General features: G+C 57.4%; 24 protein-coding genes and 1 tRNA gene. 11 read left to right on the top strand and 14 right to left on the bottom strand.

Translation table 11 applies throughout. The annotated features are described in order from the left end of the window. From Q1B15_RS04675 to glmM, 3 genes are all read left to right on the top strand, one after another. Positions 1-2,003: putative PEP-binding protein (locus Q1B15_RS04675; RefSeq protein WP_299750878.1), on the top strand; the 2,003-nt coding region annotated here is incomplete at its 5' end. A gap of 179 nt (positions 2,004-2,182) precedes the next feature. Then, positions 2,183-2,863 (top strand): cell wall hydrolase, encoded by a 681-nt coding sequence (locus Q1B15_RS04670; protein ID WP_299750875.1) that lies wholly within the window; start codon positions 2,183-2,185, stop codon positions 2,861-2,863. A gap of 124 nt (positions 2,864-2,987) precedes the next feature. Continuing rightward, positions 2,988-4,334 carry a phosphoglucosamine mutase gene (gene glmM / locus Q1B15_RS04665; RefSeq protein WP_299750873.1) on the top strand — a complete coding sequence of 449 codons (1,347 nt, stop codon included), beginning with the start codon at positions 2,988-2,990 and terminating at the stop codon, positions 4,332-4,334. Here glmM and Q1B15_RS04660 read toward each other — a convergent pair. Both Q1B15_RS04660 and ilvC read right to left on the bottom strand, forming a co-directional pair. Continuing rightward, on the bottom strand, positions 4,331-5,239 hold the full coding sequence (locus Q1B15_RS04660; protein ID WP_299750870.1) for a DMT family transporter: 909 nt from the start codon (positions 5,237-5,239) through the stop codon (positions 4,331-4,333). The genes glmM and Q1B15_RS04660 overlap by 4 nt on opposite strands. A gap of 62 nt (positions 5,240-5,301) precedes the next feature. Next, on the bottom strand, positions 5,302-6,324 hold the full coding sequence (gene ilvC / locus Q1B15_RS04655) for a ketol-acid reductoisomerase (protein WP_299750867.1): 1,023 nt from the start codon (positions 6,322-6,324) through the stop codon (positions 5,302-5,304). Positions 6,325-6,457: 133 nt separating this feature from the next. Between ilvC and Q1B15_RS04650 the strand changes: the two genes are divergently transcribed. Together Q1B15_RS04650 and Q1B15_RS04645 are read left to right on the top strand one after the other, a co-directional pair. Next, positions 6,458-6,913: an Lrp/AsnC family transcriptional regulator gene (locus Q1B15_RS04650; RefSeq protein ID WP_299750864.1), complete on the top strand. Its 456-nt coding sequence runs from the start codon at positions 6,458-6,460 to the stop codon at positions 6,911-6,913. Next, positions 6,910-7,380, top strand: coding sequence for an Lrp/AsnC family transcriptional regulator (locus Q1B15_RS04645; protein ID WP_299750861.1), 471 nt, complete (start codon positions 6,910-6,912; stop codon positions 7,378-7,380). The genes Q1B15_RS04650 and Q1B15_RS04645 overlap by 4 nt, the downstream gene beginning before the upstream one ends. Here Q1B15_RS04645 and Q1B15_RS04640 read toward each other — a convergent pair. Together Q1B15_RS04640 and Q1B15_RS04635 are read right to left on the bottom strand one after the other, a co-directional pair. Continuing rightward, positions 7,377-8,573 carry an FAD-dependent monooxygenase gene (locus Q1B15_RS04640; RefSeq protein ID WP_299750858.1) on the bottom strand — a complete coding sequence of 399 codons (1,197 nt, stop codon included), beginning with the start codon at positions 8,571-8,573 and terminating at the stop codon, positions 7,377-7,379. The genes Q1B15_RS04645 and Q1B15_RS04640 overlap by 4 nt on opposite strands. A 38-nt stretch (positions 8,574-8,611) precedes the next feature. Further along, entirely contained in the window at positions 8,612-9,259 is a 648-nt protein-coding gene (locus tag Q1B15_RS04635) for a pyrimidine 5'-nucleotidase (RefSeq protein ID WP_299750855.1), read from the bottom strand. Positions 9,260-9,367: 108 nt separating this feature from the next. On the opposite strand from Q1B15_RS04635, the gene Q1B15_RS04630 reads away from it, so the two are divergent. Then, the gene (locus tag Q1B15_RS04630) at positions 9,368-10,036 is read left to right on the top strand and encodes a GntR family transcriptional regulator (RefSeq protein WP_299750852.1); all 669 of its coding nucleotides are present in this window, start codon (positions 9,368-9,370) and stop codon (positions 10,034-10,036) included. A 443-nt stretch (positions 10,037-10,479) separates the two neighbouring features. On the opposite strand, the gene Q1B15_RS04625 is transcribed toward Q1B15_RS04630, so the two are convergent. Then, complete coding sequence (locus tag Q1B15_RS04625) at positions 10,480-10,833, bottom strand: glycosyltransferase family 2 protein (RefSeq protein WP_299750849.1); 354 nt, start codon at positions 10,831-10,833, stop codon at positions 10,480-10,482. Between the two features lie 215 nt (positions 10,834-11,048). Here Q1B15_RS04625 and Q1B15_RS04620 point away from each other — a divergent pair, with 215 nt between their 5' ends. Further along, positions 11,049-11,258, top strand: a complete 210-nt coding sequence (locus tag Q1B15_RS04620; RefSeq protein WP_299750846.1) for a hypothetical protein — start codon at positions 11,049-11,051, stop codon at positions 11,256-11,258. Positions 11,259-11,629: 371 nt separating this feature from the next. On the opposite strand, the gene carA is transcribed toward Q1B15_RS04620, so the two are convergent. Further along, complete coding sequence (gene carA / locus Q1B15_RS04615; protein ID WP_299750843.1) at positions 11,630-12,796, bottom strand: glutamine-hydrolyzing carbamoyl-phosphate synthase small subunit; 1,167 nt, start codon at positions 12,794-12,796, stop codon at positions 11,630-11,632. A gap of 179 nt (positions 12,797-12,975) precedes the next feature. Between carA and Q1B15_RS04610 the strand changes: the two genes are divergently transcribed. Beyond that, complete coding sequence (locus tag Q1B15_RS04610; protein ID WP_299750840.1) at positions 12,976-13,437, top strand: GatB/YqeY domain-containing protein; 462 nt, start codon at positions 12,976-12,978, stop codon at positions 13,435-13,437. A 187-nt stretch (positions 13,438-13,624) separates the two neighbouring features. On the opposite strand, the gene Q1B15_RS04605 is transcribed toward Q1B15_RS04610, so the two are convergent. From Q1B15_RS04605 to Q1B15_RS04585, 5 genes are all read right to left on the bottom strand, one after another. Continuing rightward, the gene (locus Q1B15_RS04605) at positions 13,625-14,098 is read right to left on the bottom strand and encodes a DUF2244 domain-containing protein (protein WP_299750837.1); all 474 of its coding nucleotides are present in this window, start codon (positions 14,096-14,098) and stop codon (positions 13,625-13,627) included. Between the two features lie 152 nt (positions 14,099-14,250). Further along, positions 14,251-15,261: an aldo/keto reductase gene (locus Q1B15_RS04600; protein ID WP_299750834.1), complete on the bottom strand. Its 1,011-nt coding sequence runs from the start codon at positions 15,259-15,261 to the stop codon at positions 14,251-14,253. A gap of 14 nt (positions 15,262-15,275) precedes the next feature. Then, entirely contained in the window at positions 15,276-15,593 is a 318-nt protein-coding gene (locus Q1B15_RS04595; RefSeq protein ID WP_299750831.1) for a hypothetical protein, read from the bottom strand. Between the two features lie 101 nt (positions 15,594-15,694). Continuing rightward, positions 15,695-17,407 (bottom strand): cytochrome c oxidase subunit I, encoded by a 1,713-nt coding sequence (ctaD, locus tag Q1B15_RS04590; RefSeq protein WP_299750828.1) that lies wholly within the window; start codon positions 17,405-17,407, stop codon positions 15,695-15,697. Between the two features lie 125 nt (positions 17,408-17,532). Beyond that, a complete protein-coding gene (locus tag Q1B15_RS04585) occupies positions 17,533-18,483 on the bottom strand; it encodes a LysR family transcriptional regulator (protein WP_299750825.1) in 951 nt (316 codons plus the stop codon). A gap of 92 nt (positions 18,484-18,575) precedes the next feature. Here Q1B15_RS04585 and Q1B15_RS04580 point away from each other — a divergent pair, with 92 nt between their 5' ends. Further along, positions 18,576-18,794: a hypothetical protein gene (locus Q1B15_RS04580; protein WP_299750823.1), complete on the top strand. Its 219-nt coding sequence runs from the start codon at positions 18,576-18,578 to the stop codon at positions 18,792-18,794. Here the strand turns inward: Q1B15_RS04580 and Q1B15_RS04575 are convergent. Further along, positions 18,791-19,432, bottom strand: a complete 642-nt coding sequence (locus Q1B15_RS04575) for a hypothetical protein (RefSeq protein ID WP_299750820.1) — start codon at positions 19,430-19,432, stop codon at positions 18,791-18,793. The two genes, Q1B15_RS04580 and Q1B15_RS04575, sit on opposite strands and share 4 nt — an antisense overlap. Between Q1B15_RS04575 and Q1B15_RS04570 the strand changes: the two genes are divergently transcribed. Next, positions 19,415-19,705, top strand: a complete 291-nt coding sequence (locus Q1B15_RS04570; RefSeq protein ID WP_299750817.1) for a hypothetical protein — start codon at positions 19,415-19,417, stop codon at positions 19,703-19,705. The genes Q1B15_RS04575 and Q1B15_RS04570 overlap by 18 nt on opposite strands. Positions 19,706-19,814: 109 nt before the next feature. Here Q1B15_RS04570 and lipB read toward each other — a convergent pair whose 3' ends face one another. Both lipB and Q1B15_RS04560 read right to left on the bottom strand, forming a co-directional pair. Further along, positions 19,815-20,465: a lipoyl(octanoyl) transferase LipB gene (gene lipB, locus Q1B15_RS04565; protein ID WP_299750814.1), complete on the bottom strand. Its 651-nt coding sequence runs from the start codon at positions 20,463-20,465 to the stop codon at positions 19,815-19,817. Between the two features lie 46 nt (positions 20,466-20,511). Continuing rightward, complete coding sequence (locus Q1B15_RS04560; RefSeq protein WP_299750811.1) at positions 20,512-20,715, bottom strand: hypothetical protein; 204 nt, start codon at positions 20,713-20,715, stop codon at positions 20,512-20,514. 325 nt (positions 20,716-21,040) lie between these two features. On the opposite strand from Q1B15_RS04560, the gene Q1B15_RS04555 reads away from it, so the two are divergent. Continuing rightward, positions 21,041-21,127 (top strand) — tRNA-Leu (locus Q1B15_RS04555). Positions 21,128-21,669 lie beyond the last annotated feature (542 nt).

Here is a 21,669-nt window from a genome sequence, read left to right as displayed (position 1 = left end):
GCACCACGGCACGGCTCTTGCGTCAGGCGCGCGGCGCGCCAGCTGAGGCAGGTCTTGGGCTTGTGGTGCAGGCGATGGCGCCCGGCCTTGGGCCGCCTGAATCTGGGTCCGGGGTCATCCAGTTTGCCGATTCCACAACCGGGCGTCTCCAAATCACAGGTCGTTACCTCAGCCAAAGTCAGGGTCGTGACGCTCTGGGTGCGGAAAGCGCCTTTTATCTGACGCGTGATCCACGCGGCGTTTCTTTAGAAGAACTTTGCCCAAAGGTGTTCGCAACACTTTTGGACTACGGTAGGATTTGCCGTGAACAACTGCGTGAAGAAATGCAGATCGAATTTACGCTTGATGGTGGAAAACTCAGCGTCCTTGATGCGGTGCGGATTACGCGCTCTGAACGGGCGAATATGCGGATTGCGGTGTCTTTGGCAGAAGATCGCGTCATTTCGCGCGAAGATGCCGTTTTAAGGGTTCATCCCCGCGCGCTGTCTGAGATGCTGCATCGTCAGGTGGACAGTTCAGCCCCTCGGGATGTTCTGGCGCGTGGCGTTGCGGCAAGTCCGGGCGCGGCGTCGGGACGTTTGGTGTTTGATTCTGCCGCCGCTCAGGCAAGTGCCGCGCGCGGCGAGGCCTGCATCTTGGTGCGTCGTGAAACATCGCCTGAAGACATTCGCGGGATGCACGCAGCTCAAGGGGTGCTGACCGAGCGCGGCGGAATGACCAGCCATGCGGCGGTGATCGCGCGGGGGCTTGGGCTTCCCGGCGTGGTCGGTCTGTCCGATATCATATTGAACCGAAAAGATAAAAATATCACATTGACGGACGGTCGTGTCCTAAAAAGTGGGGACGTGATTACAATTGATGGCACGGCGGGCGTGATTCTGGACGGCGCGGCGCCCCTGTTGGAGCCTTCCTTGGATGATGCGTTCCGCACACTTTTGGGCTGGGCGGACGACGTCCGCGATATTGCGGTCCGCGCCAACGCAGACACCCCTGCAGAAGCGAAAGTCGCGCGCGCCTTTGACGCTGAAGGCATCGGCCTGTGCCGCACCGAGCACATGTTCTTTGAAGGAGATCGCATGATCGTCATGCGCGAGATGATCTTCGCCGAGAACACCGAAGGGCGCAAGGCCGCGCTGGAACGCCTCGTTCCCATGCAAGTTGCTGACCTGACGGATATTTTCAAGATCATGTCTGGCCTTCCCGTGTGCATCCGGTTGCTCGACCCGCCGCTGCACGAGTTCTTGCCGTCAGGGCGCGATGCACTTCGTGATCTTGCCGACGCTCTCAATCTTTCGCTTTCCAAAGTCACCCGGCGCGTCGAAGCGCTGAGTGAATTCAACCCGATGCTGGGCCTGCGTGGTGTCCGTCTTGGTGTTACCATGCCTGAGATATACGAGGCCCAGGCGCGCGCCATTTTCCTTGCGGCCATCGCCGCCAGCAAGGAAGGCGAGAGCATTGTGCCTGAGATCATGATCCCGCTTGTTTCTGCCCGCCGCGAGGTCGAACTGGTAAGCGATCGGATCGAAGCAGTCGCCGCCGAGGTTCGTTCCGAGACATCCGCCGATTTCGAGTACCGTCTTGGTGTCATGGTGGAAACACCGCGCGCCGCTCTGCGCGCTGAAGAGATCGCGCCCCATTGCGCGTTCCTAAGTTTCGGCACCAATGACCTGACACAAATGGCTTACGGCCTCAGCCGCGACGATGCGGGTCGCTTCATGGGGGCTTACGTCAATCAGGGCGTTTTTCCGGAAGACCCGTTCCACCGGCTTGATATCGAAGGCGTGGGCGAACTTCTGACGCTGGGGGCCGAACGCGGGCGAAAAGGAAAGCCGGGTATCGTCTTGTCGATCTGTGGCGAACACGGCGGCGACCCCGACTCGATTGCGTTCTGTCGTGATGCCGGATTTGACTATGTAAGCTGTTCACCCTTCCGTGTGCCCGTGGCGCGACTAGCTGCCGCACATATAGCATTGCAGGACGGGCCGAGGGCTAAAAAAACTTAAGAATCAATTGTATAAATTTGGCACGATCCGTCGCGAAGGCAGTTTATCTGCCAATTTCCTCATGGAGAACACATTGTCGCTGCCCGCAAGGCTGGACCTTAGGCGATCAATTCGGTATGCGGCCGCCATATGAAGTTGGCCAAGACCGGTCGAACACAAGTTCTGGAGGGGGCTCCTAGATGTTTAAACCCATGCGATGGGCAGCGGCACTAATTGCAGCGATAACCCTTTCTGCGCCTGCAATCGCCGATGTGTCGATCAGCACCTCGAACAATCCGGCCATTACGTTGAACCAACGTTTGGGAAGCCTTTTCGGCGCTGAAACGAACATCCTGACGTCGTTCAGTGTGCGGGATTTGTCGCGCCTGACCCGCGCGCCGATGGCCGTACAAGACACGGCGTCAGACGAGCTGACAAAACAAAAGCTAGCGGCAATGCCGGTGGCCAAGGGTGGTGACCAATGGTCTTGCCTGGCCGAGGCTCTTTACTTTGAAGCGCGTGGCGAGACGTTGAAGGGTATCGTCGGCGTCTCCGAGGTTATTCTCAACCGCGTTGATGATAGCCGTTATCCAAGCTCGGTTTGCGCAGTTGTGAATCAGGGGACGGGCGAGCGCTATCGCTGCCAATTTACCTATACTTGTGATGGCCGGCCCGAAATAATCAGCGAGACAAAGGCCTACCAAAAGGTTGGCAAGATCGCTCGGTTCATGATCGACGGGGCCTCACGCGAATTGACTGAAGGTGCCACACATTATCACACGAAGTCGGTGAACCCACGTTGGGCCCGGGTGTTCCCGCGCACCACGACAATCGGGTTCCACCACTTCTACCGCGAGCCGAGCCGCGTTGCGCGTAACTAGGCGATCTGTTTCACACTGACACAATACTCGGCGTCCCGTTGCTGAGGCGGCTGCGGCAACCTCTGTGCAGACTGGCCTTGTGCGTGGTAGGCAGGCCTGAGGCAGACAAAATCGAGACAGTTCCATGACCCGAAAGCTATTTGGCACCGACGGTGTCCGCGGCCGCGCAAATACCTATCCGATGACGGCAGATTTGGCTTTAAAGATCGGTGCGGCAGCGGGGCGCCATTTCCGAAGGGACGGCTCTCCTGCGCACCGCGTGGTGATCGGCAAGGACACGCGCCTGTCAGGCTATATGTTTGAGAATGCGCTGACCGCTGGCTTCACATCAACCGGTATGAACGTCTTGCTGCTTGGGCCCGTGCCTACTCCGGCTGTTGGTATGATGGTGCGCTCTATGCGCGCTGACGTGGGCGTGATGATCTCGGCAAGCCACAATCCACACCATGACAACGGTATCAAGTTTTTCGGCCCCGACGGCTTCAAGCTAAACGACGAAGCCGAAGCCACAATCGAGGCCGCCATTTCTTCTGAAATTACTCCCGCCGCCTCAGAAAATATCGGCCGTGCCAAGCGTATTGACGACGCGCTCTTTCGCTATGTTGAGCGCGTGAAATCGACTTTTCCGCAGGACCTGACATTGGAAGGTCTGAAGGTTGTCGTCGACTGCGCGAACGGTGCGGCCTACAAAGCTGCCCCAACAGTCCTTTGGGAGCTTGGTGCTGAGGTGATCCCGATCGGTGTCTCGCCCAATGGTAAAAACATTAATGACGGCTGCGGCTCGACCAGTACGCAACTTGCGGCGGAAACCGTCGTGGCCCATGGCGCGGACGTTGGCATTTGCCTTGATGGTGACGCAGATCGCGTGATGATCATCGACCAAACTGGCGCGGTTGCTGACGGCGATCAGATTATGGCGCTTTTCGCGGCGCGTTGGTCCGCTGAAGGCCGGCTGGCTGGTGACACGCTAGTGGCGACGGTAATGTCGAACCTCGGGCTAGAGCGCTTCCTTGGCGACAAGGGAGTGGCCCTGCACCGCACGTCTGTCGGTGACCGCTACGTTGTCGAAGCCATGCAGGCGGGCGGCTTCAACCTTGGGGGCGAGCAATCTGGCCACATCGTCATGACCGACTTTGCCACGACCGGTGACGGTCTTCAGGCGGGCCTTCAGTTCCTCGCTGAAATGAAGCGTACTGGGCATGTTGCAAGCGTGCTGCGGCAGGCCTTCGAGCCTGTTCCGCAGTTGCTGAAGAACGTCCGCTATGAGGTGGGAAGTGATCCTCTGTTAGACATACGGGTAAAAGACACTATCGCCAGTGCTGAGGCCGCTTTGATGGGCAAAGGTCGTCTCTTGATCCGCAAATCCGGAACCGAACCCTTGATCCGAGTGATGGCCGAATGCGAAGACGAAGGCGAGCTTCTCCGCGTTGTCGATGCCATCGTTGACGAGGTCGCAAGCGTCGCGCGCTAATGCGAAAACAATCGTCGCAAAGCCCCCCTCTGGCTGAGGAACACCCCCGTAAGGATCAACACCATTGCCATGAAAAGCGATGCCTCTACGCTTTCACCCAATAGCAAAACGCCCAATAGGACCGACCACAAGGGCACCTGATAGTTGGTCAATGACATGAAGACCGGTCCCGCGCTTCGGATTACCATGACCCGCAACAGGTTCGCAGCCGCAGTCTGCACCAATCCCAGCGTCAATATCACCATTGCGACCTCGGCCGACGGCATCGGGGGCACGCCTTCCACGATCGCGGCCAGAACCGTTACAGGCACTGCGCCTATCAATAGCGTCACGGCCGATAAGCCAACCGGGTCAACCGGTGGCAACCGTCGCATCACAACGGACGAAACCGCATAGCAAGCCGCCCCAAGCACGCAGGCAAATCGCCCAAACAGCTCGCCATCGACTTCGGTTGAGCGGAACGCCTCCGGGCCGATCAGGACTGCCACTCCGATAAACCCAATGAGAAACCCAAGCGACTTTCGCAATGTCAGACGTTCGCCGGGAACGAAGAAATGCGCCAAAGGCAACACAACCAAAGCGACCGCCGCCATCGAAACGCCTGCAAACCCCGACGTAACAAATTGCTGCCCCCACGAGATCGCCACAAAGGGCAGGGCTGAACTCAGCACCCCTACGGCCAGCAAGGGCACCCATCCTGCGCGCTCGTCGGTCTCATAAAGCGGCCCGCCGCGCATCTTCCAGATCGCCGTGGTCAAAAGTCCGGCAAACAATATCCTGGACGCCGTAAGCCAAAACGGCCCGACCCCCGTCAGAGCAAGTTCGATGAACAGAAACGACGCCCCCCAGACAAGTCCAAGGGTCGCCACCATAATCCAGCTTTTCGCCGTGATATCGGGCTGCATTTTGTGTCCTGAAACGAAAAAGGCCCCGGACGATGCCGGGGCCTCAGATCAGTTTTGTGGCCTTAGTTGCGGGCCTTGTCCACCATCTTGCCTTCGGAAATCCACGGCATCATGCCGCGAAGCTTCGCGCCAACTTCTTCGATCTGGTGTGCATCGTTCATACGGCGGGTCGACTTGAACATAGGTTGCCCAACCATGTTTTCCGTCATGAAATCACGGACAAAGCGCCCGCTTTGAATGTCGGCCAGAACCTCTTTCATACGCGCTTTTGTCTCGTCGTATGGCAGGATGCGCGGGCCGGAAACATATTCGCCGTATTCCGCGGTGTTTGAGATCGAATAGTTCATGTTCGCGATGCCGCCTTCGTAGATCAAATCGACGATCAGCTTCACTTCATGGAGACATTCAAAATAGGCCATCTCAGGCGCATAACCGGCTTCGACCAGCGTCTCAAAACCCATGCGGATCAATTCAACCAAGCCACCGCAAAGAACAGCTTGTTCGCCGAAAAGGTCGGTTTCACACTCTTCTTTGAAGTTCGTCTCGATGACGCCAGAACGGCCGCCACCGATAGCCGAACAATACGAAAGACCGATCTCAAGCGCTTTGCCGGACGCGTCATTATCCACAGCCACAAGGCAAGGCACACCGCCGCCTTTGACATATTCGCCGCGCACTGTGTGACCGGGGCCTTTTGGCGCCATCATGATGACGTCGATGCCTTCTTTGGGTTCGATCAGGCCGAAATGCACATTCAGGCCGTGGGCAAAAGCAATCGCCGAACCCTCTTTTATGTTGTCGTGAACGTATTTCTTGTAGGTTTCTGCCTGAAGTTCATCGGGCATGGTGAACATTATCACGTCACACCACGCAGCGGCTTCGGCAATTCCCATAACCGAAAGGCCTTCGCTTTCGGCTTTTTTCGTGCTTGAGCTGCCGTCGCGCAATGCGACGACAAGGTTTTTCGCGCCACTATCGCGCAGGTTAAGCGCGTGGGCATGACCTTGGGAGCCATAACCAAGAATGGCCACTTTTTTGTCTTTGATAAGATTGATGTCGCAATCGCGATCGTAATAAACGCGCATAGTTTTCCCTCGTGTAAGTGTATTCTGTAAAGGGCAACATAGATGTTTCTGACATCAAGACATTTCAATCTGTCGCAGATTTTGCTATTTTACAGAAAAACTATTCGCCAAACGTTCAAAAATTGGAAATGTCATGCTTGATGATACTGACCGGCGATTACTGCGACAACTCCTTGCTGATCCGGGAGCGGCGACGGCTGTGTTAGCCGAACGCTCGGGCATGACGCAGGCCTCGTGTTGGCGGCGACTGGAAAAGCTGACGGACACAGGCATCATTCGGGGGCGTCATGCGGTCGTGGATTGGCCGGCCCTTGGCTATGAAGTTGAGGTGAGCCTGCGCATCACGTTGGAGAAAAATGATCCGCGCGCATTTGATCATTTCATCTTTGCGGCTCGCAAAGTGCCGGAAGTCACTGAAATACAAACGTTTCTGGGGCGCGTCGACGTTCGTGTCGTCGTCATCGCCCGAGACATGGCGCATTATCAGTCGATCTATCGAGAGCAGATTCTTACGCTTCCGCACATCGCCGATCTTGAGGCCTTGATGACTGTTGCTACGGTCAAGACCAACCCCAGCCTGCCGCTATGATCGCCACCGACGCCATAGACCGCGCGATACTTGCGGCGCTCCAAAGCGATGCGACCCTATCAGCCGGGCAAGTCGGCCGGCAAGTCGGCCTTAGTCAGCCTGCCTGCTGGCGACGTATCAAAAGGTTAACGGACGCGGGCGTGCTTGTTGGCCACCGTATTGCGCTTGACCTTGAACGGGTCGGCTTTGGCGTCACGGTGTTCCTTGGGATTAAACTTGCCGCGAAGGGGCGCACCAGTATTGGCGATTTTGAGCGTGCAATTTCCGCCATTCCCGAAGTGCAATCCATTCACCATGTGCTTGGACTGTATGACTACCGTCTTCGCGTCGTTGCGCGTGATCTGGGTGATTTTGAACGGGTTCTGCGCCGGCGCATTATGACGATCCCCGGAGTTGGGGACATCGAATCAAATGTGCTTTTAAGCGAAGAACGTCTTCCAGGCCCAGTGGGACGCGTTATCGGCTAACGCCCCATTCCCGCAGTCATGATCCTTCGGCGCAGTGGTGCAAGGTCATGAACCAGGCGTAGTCCGGCGCTTCTGAGGTCCTGAACCGGCGGCAAGTCCGAGCGGCAAATGCGATTGTAGAGATCAATAAACTGGGCGCGACGGTGAATATCTCGTCCCCGGGCTTTGGCAAAAGATGCCAGGAAATCCTTGTTTCCAATGGCACCTTTATCTTGCGCGCCAAGCTTAGCCAAGATCGCGACGTCGCGCAGAGAGGTGTTCAAACCCTGTGCCCCGATAGGCGGAAAAACGTGCGCGGCTTCCGCGATCAAGGCGACACGTTCGGATGTCAGTTGGTCTGCTTCCTGAGTGATGATGGGCCAGAGGTTTCTGGAAGAGACGACACGCAATGCCCCGAGCACTCCGCATGAACGCAGTGTTGCAGCATCCGAAAACGCGTCGTCCTCTAGGGCTGCCAAACGAACCGCCTCTGTGCCGTCGTTCATCCAGACAATGGCCGAACAATGCTGCCCCTCGTGGTCGGGTAGGGGAACGGTCGTGAAGGCACCACCCGAGAGATAAAGCTCGGTTGAGACGTTTTCGTGTGGCATTTGGTGCGCGACCACAAAGGCCAGCGCTTTTTGCCCGTAGCGCATTGTTTTGCAGCCAATACCCGACGCTTCGCGCAGCGGGGAGTTCCGCCCGTCGGCGGCAATCGCTAGGCGTGCGCGCACCTGAGCGCCTGACGTCAGTGTTACAATTGCTTCGCGTTCGCGGGTGACGATGCGCGCAAAACCTACTCCCAGCCGCAAGTCCACATTGGGCGCATTTGTGAGTGTGTCGCTTAGCACCTTGCGGGTCAGCCAGTTCGGTAAGTTCCACCCAAAACTTGGCGCGCCGAGGTCGGTGGATTGAAACGTGCGGTCTGTACGTGGTTCGGGCGGATTGCCTTGGCAATCAATGACCCGCAACGTGTTCAACGGTTCGGCGTGGTCGGCTACGGAAGCCCAAAGCCCAATACTTTCAAGGAGTTCGCGAGCGGGTGCCAAAAATGCTGTCGATCGCAGATCCGATCCGTTAGATGCCGCAGTTTCGGGTGGTGGCGAGGGATCGGCCAGTAGCACCAAGAGCCCGTGATGCGCAAAGGCCGCTGCTGCCGCGAGGCCCGCGATGCCGCCTCCGGAGATGAATATGTCAACGTCAGTTCTGTTCATGACTTTAACTTAGGAGGCACGTGGGGCATCGGAAAGGGCTATCGAAGGATCTGCGACAGGAAGCCCGTCAGATCGCTCGTGTGATGGTGGATGTAGGGGTGCTCGACCGGGGTCGGCGCGACGTGGACGGTGCGCATTCCCAACTCAAAAGGAGCCGCAAGGTTGCGCGGTTCGTCTTCAAACATGGCCGCAACTTCGGGACGAAGACCGTCCCTTTTAAACACAGTTTCAAAGGCTTGGCGTTCAGGTTTGGGACGAAATTTGGCATGTTCGACGCCATACACCGCGTCAAAAAGCTCTTCAAGACCGCGGGCACGCAGGACTCGGCGTGCGTAAGGTTCAGAGCCGTTGGTGTAAACGATCCGACGTCCGGGAAGCTTGCTAATATTGCTTACCAATTGGTGATCCACCTCGAGATGATCGAGAGATATTTCGTGAACTTCGACAAGGTAAGGTGTCGGATCTGCGCCATGTTCTTGCATTAAGCCCGAGAGCGTCGTGCCGTATGTGTGCCAATAGTGCTTGCGCAAGTGGTCTGCTTCGGCTCGGGAGACCTTAAGCGTTTCGGCGACCCAATTGGTCATTTTGACCTCGATCTGATCAAACAGGCGCGCTTCGGGCGGGTATAAGGTGTTGTCGAGATCGAACACCCAGGTGCTGACGTGTGAAAACGTGGATGCTAACATAAACGCGGCATAGCCAAGCTGACCCCGCTTGGCAATCAACGGCGCTTGATCTGTGGGGTGACTGGGCCCTAGGGTCGGAATTAGCGAACGAAAAAGGGAAGGGCTGAAATGGCTGATGCACGCGCGGGGCAAATGGACGCCTATCAGTTAATCCTTCGGGCGATCGATGTGGGAACATATCGACCGGGCGACAGGTTGGTTGAAAGCGAGCTTGCCGACCGGTTCGGCGTCTCTCGGACGCCCATTAGAGAGGCTTTGCAACGTCTTGAAACGCAATCTCTTTTGGCGCGAGATGGTCGGTCTTTAATCGTGGCTTCACTTGATCACAATCAGATGGCTGAACTGTACGTGGTCCGCTCTGAGCTGGAGGGTTTGGCAGCTCGGCTTGCGGCGCGTCATGCAACCGAGGAAGAAGTTCGGCTGCTGCGCGAATTTGTCGAAGAGGACAAAGGCCGGGTTGGGGATCCGTCGGCGCTTAGTCGGACAAATCGACGGTTTCACCGGCAAGTGCACCTTGCGTCTCACAACCGATATCTGGTGCAACAATTGGATCTGGTTTACCGGTCCATGGCGCTTATGACGACGACATCGCTTGCCGCTGAGGGACGGAGCGCGCGCGCCCTTGAAGAACACGCGGCGGTAGTCGACGCAATTTCAAAGAGCGATGCGGATGCCGCACAAAAAGAATTAAAGGGACATATATCAAGAGCGTACGAGGCAAGGCTTAGGCGAGATGCTGAAGCAGCCGTTGATGCCAGCGGCGTTTCGGCTGACTAGCCGGGCCGCCATGAGCGGTTTTGTCCCAATAAAAGGGACAGGTCCCAAGCTCCCAAGCGGCTTTCTAGCAAGCGATGCCTGGCACCGAGAAGTAGAAGTGCGTCAACGGCACCCACCGGATCAACCCGCGATGACGTGGTGTTGCAACCGACAGCGCCAGTGCCAGGGATTGTTGCGATCTCGCAGAGAAGAAACGCTGTGGCAAAAGCCACGACGGCAGCCCAGGGCGCGATTTCTGCAAGGAGGATGCGGCAGACTTGCGAGCACCGGCCAGAAAGAACTTAGGAATGGGCAAGAATGCGCTGTGATGGCTTGCCCAGAAAGAGAATTTGGAATCCTGGAAACTTCTTAATACCCAGCTCGCACAGGAGACGGATGCGCGCGCGCCTAAGCACAGCCTCGGTGACTGCCTAGCCTTGGAGCCAGCGCGATCTTCGGCGGATCTATGCGGGAACGGTGGCCGGCGCTTCTTTCATTGTAATTGAAGTGAAAAATTCAGCTCGGAGCACGCGCCGTGCAAGGCGCCTACCAAGGTCTGCGTCTTCTGTCGCAATATGGGCGTCCCAGCGGCCGATTTTTTCAAGGATCGTACGGCGGAAAAACACGGTTGTTCCCGCAAGCGGAATGACAAGGCCCAGGCGCACGAGACCCGGCAGCGCCCATCGAAACCACGTGGCATAGTCGACAGCAAAGCCGCGAGTGAGCCGTGTGTTGCCGGCGTTATAAAAATCGAAGACCCCTTGCAGACAGGCAAGTTCGGGGCGCGCGGTGGCAAAAGTTTCGGCGACCGTGCGCAATTGCTCGGGGGCGGTGCATCCTCGGTATCGTCGGCTCCGATGATTTAGCCATCTGTAAAGTCGAGTGCATAATCCAATGCGCGCGGTTTCGTTTGCGGGGAGCCGGGCGGAACGGCGAGGATCCGCATCCAACCGGGCAGCTCTAAATTTGCCAGTGCGTCGGCGGTCATTGCGTCAGGTAATTTAAGGATTAGAAGAACTTCAAGGCGACCTTCTTGATGCTCAAGGCGCCCAAGTTGTTCCGCAAGGCGGGTTGCAATGTCGCGTTTCTTGAACAGTGGAACAAGGACAGAAATCCGTGGATGGGAGTGGCGCGCAAGTCGATTCGGGCGAGCGCTATGCCAGGTTTCGCCAAAGGACGGCGCGGCGCGCAATTGGGTGAGCTCACCAGCTGTCTGAAGACCCGTGGCGGCCAACAGGGTTAGGGTCGACCAAATCGTAGGGGCCCAGAGCGTTATTGTGGGAAAGGCATATCCCAAGGCTGCAAGGGAAAAACGGCGGTGACAAGGGTGAAGGCAGCGCGTGGACCTAACCAGCCTTGGCAGCTTTCGCGAAGCGACGTATGGCTTAAGGCCTTGTATGCAAGGATGGGACCGGCGGCTGTTCCAGTTGCGGTGCAGATGGCTTTGGTCGTGGCGGGCAGGTGTGCAATTGGTCCTAGACGCGGATCGCGAATTGGCGGGTTTTTGCATCCTCGGATTCCGACGTGCGATCTTTTCGCAAGCTGCGAAATGTCAGGGGCATCGGTAAACATGACCGCCACACTACTGTAGCTTCGGTTAAATCCGGGTTAAGCCTAGGCACTTTGTTTGGCGCGTGCTTCCATGGCAGCCGCGAAACGCTCGAACAGGTAATAGCTGTCCATTGGGCCGGGGCTTGCTTCGGGGTGGTATTGCACGGAATAAACTGGCCGGTCCGCCATGCGAATCCCGCAATTTGAGCCATCAAAAAGGGATATATGGGTTTCGACAACACCTGCGGGTAAGGTCTGGCTGTCAACAGTAAAGCCATGGTTCATTGAGGTTATTTCGACCTTTCCGGTATCGAGGTCTTTTACCGGATGGTTTGCGCCGTGGTGGCCGTGGTTCATTTTCACCGTGGTGGCGCCAAGCGCGAGGGCGAGCATCTGGTGGCCAAGGCAGATACCGAAGATCGGTAAGTCAGTTTGCGCGAGCACGCCTTGGATCATTGGGACAGCGTATGTGCCGGTGGCAGCAGGATCGCCGGGCCCATTGGACAAGAAGACGCCATCCGGGTTAAGGGCGAGCACGTCCTCGGTTGTGGCGGATGCGGGCAGTACTGTGACGTCGCAACCAGCGGAGGCCAGGCAGCGCAGGATATTGCGTTTTGCGCCGTAGTCTATTGCGACGACTTTGAATTTTGGCTCAGTTTGCCGGCCATAGCCCTCGGGCCAGGCCCAACGCATTTCGTTCCAACGATAGGATTGGGGGCAAGTCACGTCTTTCGCAAGGTCCAGGCCTTCAAGGCCGTTGAAATCACGGGCTGATTTCACCATATTTTCGAGATCGAAATTTCCTTCCGGATCGTGTGCCAGTGCGACGTGGGGCGCGCCTTGTTGGCGGATTGCGCGGGTGAGGCGGCGCGTGTCTACCCCTCCGATACCAACGCGACCACGGCGTTCAAGCCAATGCGTCAAATCGGCGGTGGCGCGCCAGTTCGACGGCTCGGTCGGGTCCCATTTGACGACCAGGCCGTCGGCGACAGGATCGCCTGTTTCATCGTCTTCGGGATTGATGCCGGTGTTGCCTATATGGGGAAATGTGAAGGTCACGATCTGGCCTGCGTAGGACGGATCGGTCAGGATTTCCTGATAGCCGGTCATGGAGGTGTTGAAGCACAACTCGGCGACGCGAGTTCCCGTGGCGCCGAAGCCTTTTCCGTAGAAAATCGTGCCGTCCGCCAAGACGAGACAGGCGGTTGGTTTAGGGGCGGCGTCCATCATGGGGGCAATCCTCAGGGCTGGTAAACGGAGTGAGGTCTACGCCCTAGCCAACGTGGGGTCAAGAGAAGGGCTTTTTTCAGTTTCGACTATATTTCAGTTACTTAACAGAACTCCACCCTGTTGCCGCGCTTGATGGCTTTCTATATTCTCACAAGTTCTGAACATGGGGATGAGCAGGTATGGGCTTACGAAGCAAGATCACTCAGGCGTTGAAGACGGCCATGAAAGAAAAGGATGCTATTCGTCTGTCGACGGTGCGTCTTATCAATGCTGCGATAAAAGATCGTGACATTGCGATGCGGTCTGGTGGTGAGGATGATGTGGGCGTAGGAGATGACGAAATCCTTGTTATTCTTGGCAAAATGGTTAAGCAGCGCCAGGAAAGTGCGCGTGCTTATGAAGAGGGCGGGCGGCTTGAATTGGCCGAGAAGGAAATAGACGAGATCAAGGTGATCGGGACGTTTCTGCCACGCCAGCTTGATGACGACGAAACAGCGGCGGCTGTCGAAAAAGCCATTGAAAAGACTGGAGCTTCTTCGATCCGGGATATGGGGCGCGTGATGGGCGATCTTAAGGGGCGCTACACCGGCCAGATGGACTTTAGCAAGGTCGGACCGTTGGTCAAAGGACGTTTGTCTTAAAGGACGTTCGTTGGGCTTTTTTAAAATGTTAATTCTTTCAAGAGAGGGCGCCCGGGCATTCCGGGCGCCCTCTTTCTATACCTATGGAAATAAAGGAAAACCTCTGAGCTCGGCAACGTCGGCCCAACGTTGGTGCCGGGGGGCGTCGAGGTAGGGTTTTGGGAACTGACTACGTTTTGGATGAGCTTTAGTTTTTGAGGGCCTGAGATATTTCATCAAATAGTGTTTCCCGCTCCTCTGGGCTGAGGAAACTGCCTATTTCGACTTCGCGGCTGTTGCCACGCAGGGTTAAATACTTTTCGACCGGGCCATCATCGCGCAAGTGAACCGTGACCCAGTGAGGATTGGCCTCCCATGTGAGGACCTCGCCTTTGGGCTGGACATGTTCGAGGCGGACCCGTGTCTCACCAAGATGGAGGGCTTCGTGGCGCGTGCGGTCTTTTACATTTGCCGTGATTGCGCGCCAGACACCCGCAAGGGCGGCGGTGAAGAACGCTAGGAGAAACCAGACAACAGGAGAGCCAAGCACGGCCAAAAGCGGCAGGGCGAGCATGACCGCTGTGATCCCGATGAACCACGTAAATCCGCGCGGTGTGAGCGACTGGTGCGGCCAGAGGGTGAGGGCACGGGCCTCGGGGGATTGGGTCCATTTGTACGGCATTGAGGAGATCCTAGAGCGAGGTGTACGAGTGGAAAAGGGAGGCGGTGGAAAAAAGATGCGCCTTTTGTGCATGCGATGCGTTTCGTTCCCTACTTGGGCGATAGTTGCCTTTAGGGCAGGTATTTTGAAAAGGGTGAATACGAGGGTGGAGACTAGAGGATCGGCGTTCCATCCGGGGTTGGGGCATGTGCGTGGAGAAGGCCCGAGGCTTTCAGGTCGGACCAGAGGGCAGGTGGTGTCGGTGTGGCGGCCCAGTCGAGGATTTCGGTCATTTCGTGCGTGTTTCGTGCGCCAGGGATAACGCTTGCCACAGATGCGTGGCCAAGTGGGAACTGGAGCGCTGCGACGGGAAGAGCGACGCCGTGGTCTTTGCAGATAGCGTCGATCTTTTCGGCCTTGGCGATGATCTCGGGCGGGGCTTTGGCGTAATTCCAAGTATCGCGTCCCACAAGAACGCCAGAGTTGAAGGGACCGCCGATGATGAGGCTGGTCCCGGTTTTCGCGCAGGCGGGCAGGAGGTCGTCGAGGGGTGTCTGTTCCAGCAATGTGTAGCGGCCTGCGAGAAGGAACGTGTCCCAGTCGCCGATCTGCATCACGTCGAGGCAGGCTTTAACCTCGTTCACGCCGATGCCGATGGCCTTCACGTGACCGTTGCGTCGCAATTCGTCCAGAGCGCGGTAGCCGCTTTCGAGTTCGGCCATGTGGCGAGCGTTTTCTTCGATCCCGTGCTGCATGGCGCCGATATCGTGGGCAAGGAGGATGTCTATGCGATCAAGGCCGAGGCGTTGTTGGCTGTCTTCAAACGAGCGCATGACGGCATCGTAAGTATAGTCGTAGACCGGGTGGAACGGCAGGGGCGCGAGCATGCCGGCTTCGGCGAACGGGTCTTTGAGACTGCCCGGCGCGAGGAGGCGACCGACCTTGGTGGAAAGCGTATAGTCGCGGCCCCGAATGGCGTCTCCGGTGGCGCGTTCGGAGCGTCCGAAGCCGTAAAAGGGGGCGGTATCGATGAAGGTTACGCCTGCTGTAAAGGCGGCGTTGATCGTGGCGAGCGCCTCGTCGTGGGTGACGTCCGCGAAGTTGCCGCCCAAGGGAGCAGTGCCGATGCCAAGCGTTGTGACGGTGATATCTGTGGTGCCGAGAGGCCGGGTTGATAGGGGCATAGGGGTGTCTTCCTTCAGCGGTTTCTGAGAAGTGCAGAGAAGCCTGTGACTATGAGGATGCCAAGGGTGAGGAGAGAGGTCAATGCAACGGCGGCGGCCCCGATCAGAGCGAGGCGATTGGCGATGATCAGCGCGGTGATGTTGCTCGTGGGATCGTAGATGCTGGCGACAAAGTAGGGCGCAAGGAGGAGGACGCCGAGGGCGAAGGTGGCTACCGCCGCCATTACAGATTTGCGCAGGCGAGGTTTGGACAAGCGCGGGATCGCGGTCCGCGCGGCGGCCACGATGACGGTGAGCTTGGTGAGGAAGAGGAAAGGTGAGGTGTTAGACATGACGTAGTAGGTGTCGTGGAGCGCTTGATAGGGCGGGAGCAGGCTGAGAAAGCAAAAGGGCCCCGGCGATGCCGAGGCCCTTTGTTTTTGTGTCAGCCGCGTCAGCTTGTATTCTTCTCTTCCAAGCGCTCGGTGCGCGGGTGTTCCCCGTCCTGCCAATCCCACATGTCGGGTGTTGGCAAAGTCTCGAACGTGTGCTCGGGCGGTGGGCAAGGCAGCGACCATTCCAGTGTATCGGCGTGCTCGTTCCAGTAGTTGTCCACGGTAATTTTTTTGCCGTAGCGCAGGGTGTAGAACACGATGCCGATGAACAGGAGGAACGAAGCGAACGCCAGGAACGCGCCCCATGAGGAGACTTCGTTCCAGAATGAGAAGGCCTCTGGATAGTCGATGTAGCGACGTGGCATGCCTTGGCGACCCAGGAAGTGCTGTGGGAAGAAGGTCAGGTTTGCGCCAATGAAGAACAGCCAGAACTGCACCTGACCCCAGCGTTCAGGATATTGGCGTCCCGACATTTTGCCGATCCAATAGTAGACGCCTGCGAAGATACAGAACACGGCTCCGAGCGACATCACGTAGTGGAAGTGTGCAACGACGTAGTAAGTGTCGTGGTAAACACGGTCCACAGCGGCTTGGGACAGGACGATGCCTGTGACGCCGCCGAGTGTGAAGAGGAAGAGAAAGCCGAATGCGTAGAGCATCGGTGTTTTGAACTCGACCGAGCCCCCCCACATCGTGGCGATCCATGAGAAGATTTTCACGCCTGTGGGCACCGCAATGACCATCGTGGCCAGCATGAAGTAGGTTTGCTGGCTGAGCGACATGCCGACTGTGTACATGTGGTGTGCCCACACGACGAAGCCAAGCGCGCCGATCGCGATCAGGGCCCAGACCATCGGCATGTAGCCAAAGATCGGTTTGCGCGAGAAGGTTGCGATGATGTGGCTGATCAGGCCGAAGCCCGGCAGGATGATGATGTAAACCTCGGGGTGTCCGAAGAACCACAGGATGTGCTGATAGAGGATCGGGTCTCCACCGCCTGCTGGGTCAAAGAACGTGGTGCCGAAGTTTCGATCGGTCAGGAGCATCGTGATGGCGCCGGCAAGCACGGGAAGTGCAAGAAGGATGAGCCATGCCGTAACGAAGATTGACCATGCGAACAGCGGCACTTTGAAGAGCGTCATGCCCGGTGCGCGCATGTTGAGGAAGGTCGTGATCATGTTGATCGCGCCAAGGATCGAGCTTGCGCCGGAGAGGTGGACTGCGAAGATCGCAAGGTCCATTGACCATCCGCCTTCGGTGGTTGAGAGCGGTGGATAAAGGACCCAGCCGACGCCCGAGCCAAGCTGCCCGTTGCCGCCCGGTGAGATCACACTGGCGATAGCAAGAGATGTACCGGCGACGTAAAGCCAGTAGCTGAGGTTGTTCATCCGTGGGAATGCCATGTCCGGTGCACCAATGTGCAAAGGCATGAAATAGTTACCAAATCCGCCAAAAAGCGCCGGGATCACAACAAAGAACATCATGAGGATGCCGTGGCCCGTGATCAGGACGTTCCAGAGGTGGCCGTTTGGCGTACAGGTCGCGGCGTTGTCCGCGAGGAACCGTGCGCCTTCGAGGCACATGTACTGAACGCCGGGGTCTTTCAGCTCCATCCGCATATAGACGGTGAAGGCGACGGCGATGAAGCCGACGAACCCGGACGTGAACAGGTACAGAATTCCGATGTCTTTGTGGTTGGTGGACATGAACCAGCGGGTAAAGAACCCACGATCGTCGTGTCCGTCGTGCCCGTGGATGGCGGCGTCGGCCATAGAGTGCCTCCTAGATTCCCAATTCCTATCGCACGAGGGATTCCCCTCGTCGTTTCAAATCGTTCTAAAGCGCGGCGGCGGGCGGGGCAATGGCAGAGGTCGGGGTTTGAATGTGAAATTTTGTCTCAGGGCGCCGGTCGATCGTTTGCGGATGCAAAGGCATATTTCGCTTCGCGCTCTTCGCGCTGCTTTTTCAGCATTGCGGCGTAGCGCGGGGCGAAGAATTTTGTGAAGGTCCGGACTTCAGGGCGTTTGTGGGCTTGGGGCGATGTGACGAGCCAGGTGATGACCGAGAACTCTTCTAGCGGCTCAGTGCAGCGATGCAGGGTCGGCGAGCTACCGGCGAGTCCAACGCCCATCATTCCCATACCGAACCCGCTCAGAACTGCCGCCACCACGCCCTGATAGCTGTCGCATTCCATGGTAATCTGGTCGGGTGTGACGCGCTCCATGATCCAGGCCCGGAATTTCGTCATGCCGCCGCTCATCAGGACGAATTTATGATTGGCGAAGTCGTCCGGCGAAGCGGGAAGACCATATTTTTTGACATAGGTATCAGAGGCGTAGAGCGTGACTTGAGCCTGTGAAATCTTGCGACAGATCAGGTTGGGGTCGGTAATTTCGTTGATGTAGCGGATGGCGACGTCGGCTTCACCCTTTGCAAGATCGAGCGTTTCGGGCGTGGCGAGGAAGTCGAACTTGACCTCGGGATGCGCGTCGGTGAAGTCGGACAGGATCGCGGCGAAGTTTTCAGAGAAGACTTCAGGGACGCCGGTGAAGCGGATGGCTTTGCCGGACGTTTTGGTCAGGTTGCGGGCCGTTTCGGCGAGAGCGTTCGCATTCATCTCAACAGCCTCGGCGCTGGTTCTGAGCGAAAGCGCGGCCTCGGTCGGACGAAAACCGCGGGTGTCGCGGTCAAAGAGCGTGAGGCCGAGGGTGTGTTCAAGGGCCTCGATGCGTCGTGCCACGGTCGGTTGCGCCATGCCAAGGGTTTTGGAGGCGGCAAGGGTTGAGCCTGTCCGCAGGACGGCGAGGAAGACGCGAATGTCGGACCAGTTGTGAAATCGGCTCTTCATTTTTGTAGAACACCACAACGTTGAAGAGGATACCAGAGTTTTGCGTACTGTCCTAGCGTTGGGTCAACGGATCAACCAAAAGGACATGCACCATGGCGATGGCCCCTGATTTCCCGAACCTCTTTTCCTTTGGCGGTGTGTTTTCGCGCCGTCGTTCGACTCCAAAGGTTGAAAGTACAGACCATCAGACCGTCACGGCGAGCTGCGCCCGGCGGGAGTTTCTCAATCGTGTGATGTGTGAGAATGCCGGAGCAATTGAGGGCGAATTCGGGATGCAGGCGATGATGTCGATGTATCCGCGCGAATTCTAGGCGTTGGGCAGATCCGGTATCTGGAAAGGGAAAGTCTTTGCGTATTGCCCGCGGCGTGGGGTGCCGGGACGTTGCGCGTCGCACGGATCCGCAAGGGCTTCGGGTGGTTCGGGTAGCGTTGGGTCGAGCCGTGTGGGCGCGACGAGGATTGTGTTGTTGGCGAGGAGCACGCCGCGCTGGGCGGCCTCGGGCCAGAGGGTGATGTAGGGATCACCGAGGCAAAACGCCTTGACCGGGCCCTTGGGCAGACCGGTCCAAAACCATGCCGGGGTGGGGCAGGGTGACGTTCTGAGTTCCGAATAAAAGACGCCTATTTCGGACGAGATTGCCTGAAAGAGGGTCAGCAGGCGGGGGTCTTTGAAGGCTTTGGGGCGCAACACGAAGGTGATGCGGGCGGCGAGAAAGTTGTTTCTGAGGCGGTGTGCAGGGTGCCATTTTGCCAGTTCTGCGGTGCATGGCACGTTCAGGTAGATGTGGGAATATGGCGCTCGGGCTTTGAGAATTTGGTCAGGCTCGGCGGCAAAGGCTTGTAGCAGCTCTGCGGTGTCACCGTTTTCGACGCGTCCCTGAAGAGGTTCGTATTGGCCAAAGCGGGCGGGAAGGGCCTCGGGGAGTGTGGCTTGGATGGCGTCGAGCATCTGCGCAAGGCCGGTGGCGTGGAAGGCGTCGGCGTTGGTGAGAAAGAACGACATTTTGCCCAGTTCAATATCATCTTCGGGGCTGGCGCCGGGGAGCGGGCCCACTTCTTTGGTCGTTTGCCAGCGGCCCATTTGCTCGTCGACGGCGATGCTTTTTGTGGCGGCGAGTATGGTGGTAACTCAGGTCTCGAAGTCCGCGAGGGTATTGGCGTCGGGTGTGCCTTGGATGTGGATGCGGATGCGCCAGCGGCGACGGCCGATGAGGGCGCTTAGCTTTGCGGGATGTCGTCGGAGTCTATTCGGGCGGGTGGATCGACCGAGACAAGCGCGTCGCGGGCCATGAGGTCGGTTCTTTTAGTGAGGTAGAGGTCGAGATCGTAGCTCATGGGACGAACACGGTTGGGAAGGTCTTTTTCAGCGCGACGTCGACGTCGTCCATCGTGACGGGCAGGCCGAGGTCGACAAGCGATGTCACTCCGTGTTCGCGGATACCGCAGGGCACGATGCCGTCGAAATGCGTCAGATCGGGTTCGACGTTTATGGACAGGCCGTGAAAGCTGACCCATTTCCTGAGGCGGATGCCGAGCGCTGCGATTTTGTCTTCGCGGGGGCTTCCGTCGGGGTTGGGCGGAAGGTCGGGGCGCACGACCCAGACGCCGACGCGACCTGTCCGGCGTTCGCCGTTTACGTTGAACTGATCCAGAGTGGCGATGATCCAGTCTTCGATTTGTCGCACGAAGAGGCGAACGTCTTGTCCGCGCGCGCCCACGTCAAGCATCACGTAAGCCACGCGCTGGCCGGGTCCGTGGTAGGTGTATTGCCCACCGCGTTTAGATTGGTGGACGGGAAAGCGGTCGGGGTCAGTGAGATCTTTTGAGTTCGCGGACGTGCCCGCGGTATAGAGGGGCGGATGTTCGACCAGCCAGATTGCCTCGGATGCGGTGCCGGCGCGAATGGCGGCGGCGCGCATCTCCATTTCGGTGACGGCGGTCTCGTAGGGCGTGAGGCCTGTGCTTGTAATCCATTTGACCATTCGCTCAGAGGTGAGCTATCGCGCAGGTCGATGCAAGTGGGGCGGGTCAGGTGTCTTGGTCCGATTGCGGAAATGCGTAGCTTTGAATGCGCGAGCCGTAGTTTCGCATGTAACCAGCGTCGCGCCCCATGCATCTGCGTTTTGCCCGCGTGACGCGCCCAGATATGCGCACCATGCCTTTCCATGCTGTGTCCTGTGCCTCGTCGTCCAGCCGATTGAACGGAACGGTTCGGCTTAGGCAGGCCATCATGTTGGTTTCATTGCCTTCCTCTTCGAAGCGATCAGGATCAACTTCTTTTTCGGATTGGCTCCTAACGGACCCGTATCCGATGTCATGCGCGGCGCTCGACGCTGTAGCAATCTTCGAGATTCAGCGTGGGCCAGTGGGGTTCCCAGACGTGGTTTTTCCCGATGAAGAAGCCATAGCGGGCCGTCCCAAGTTTGAGGACATCAATATTCAGTCTAGATCTGCGGCTTGGCAACAATTCTTGGCAACATTGGCTGCCAATCCGTGAATTTCCCTCTTCACATCGCGAAAGACCGAGGTTATGAGCCGCTCATCAAGTCAAGACAGTGCGGTCGTGGCGGAATTGGTAGACGCGCAGCGTTGAGGTCGCTGTGGGGTAACACCCGTGGAAGTTCGAGTCTTCTCGACCGCACCATTTATAAAAAAATATCATATAAAACAATTACATATGGAGATTTCCAATCTCCATTTCGTATTAATCTTTTCTGAATTTTGTATCACAAAGCCACTTTGGTAACTTTTGATTGAAAGTCACCATGGTCGCCTATGCGACCGACCAATTCTCATAGGTCTCACCATTAGATGGCAAGCGAGTTGTATTTTGGCCTAAGCTCAAGACTTTCAGACATGGCTTGCAGAGCGAGAACCATGTCCCGTCATGGTAATGCGTCACGCGTTTTCGGCACTTGATGTAGGCGATTTGCTCACGCACACTTGAGGCACATATTGAGCCGAAATTAATATTGTGTACCAAGACAGGAGCGACGAATGACCAAACTAATTTCTGCGGCTAGAAACAGTGAGGCTGAGACTGTCGAAGCCCAGTTGGTCGGCTGGCTGGCTTGACCTAGACGAGGTGGGCGAATTGTCGTTGCGCCGCTATGGTCCGGTGAACGGAAGGGAACATATATGGAAGAAGAAATTTATGGGCACCGTGGCTACAGAATTCTTATGGGT

This window comes from uncultured Boseongicola sp. (assembly GCF_937988555.1).
Taxonomy (GTDB): Bacteria; Pseudomonadota; Alphaproteobacteria; order Rhodobacterales; family Rhodobacteraceae; genus Boseongicola.
This window is presented reverse-complemented; position numbering and strand designations above follow the sequence as displayed.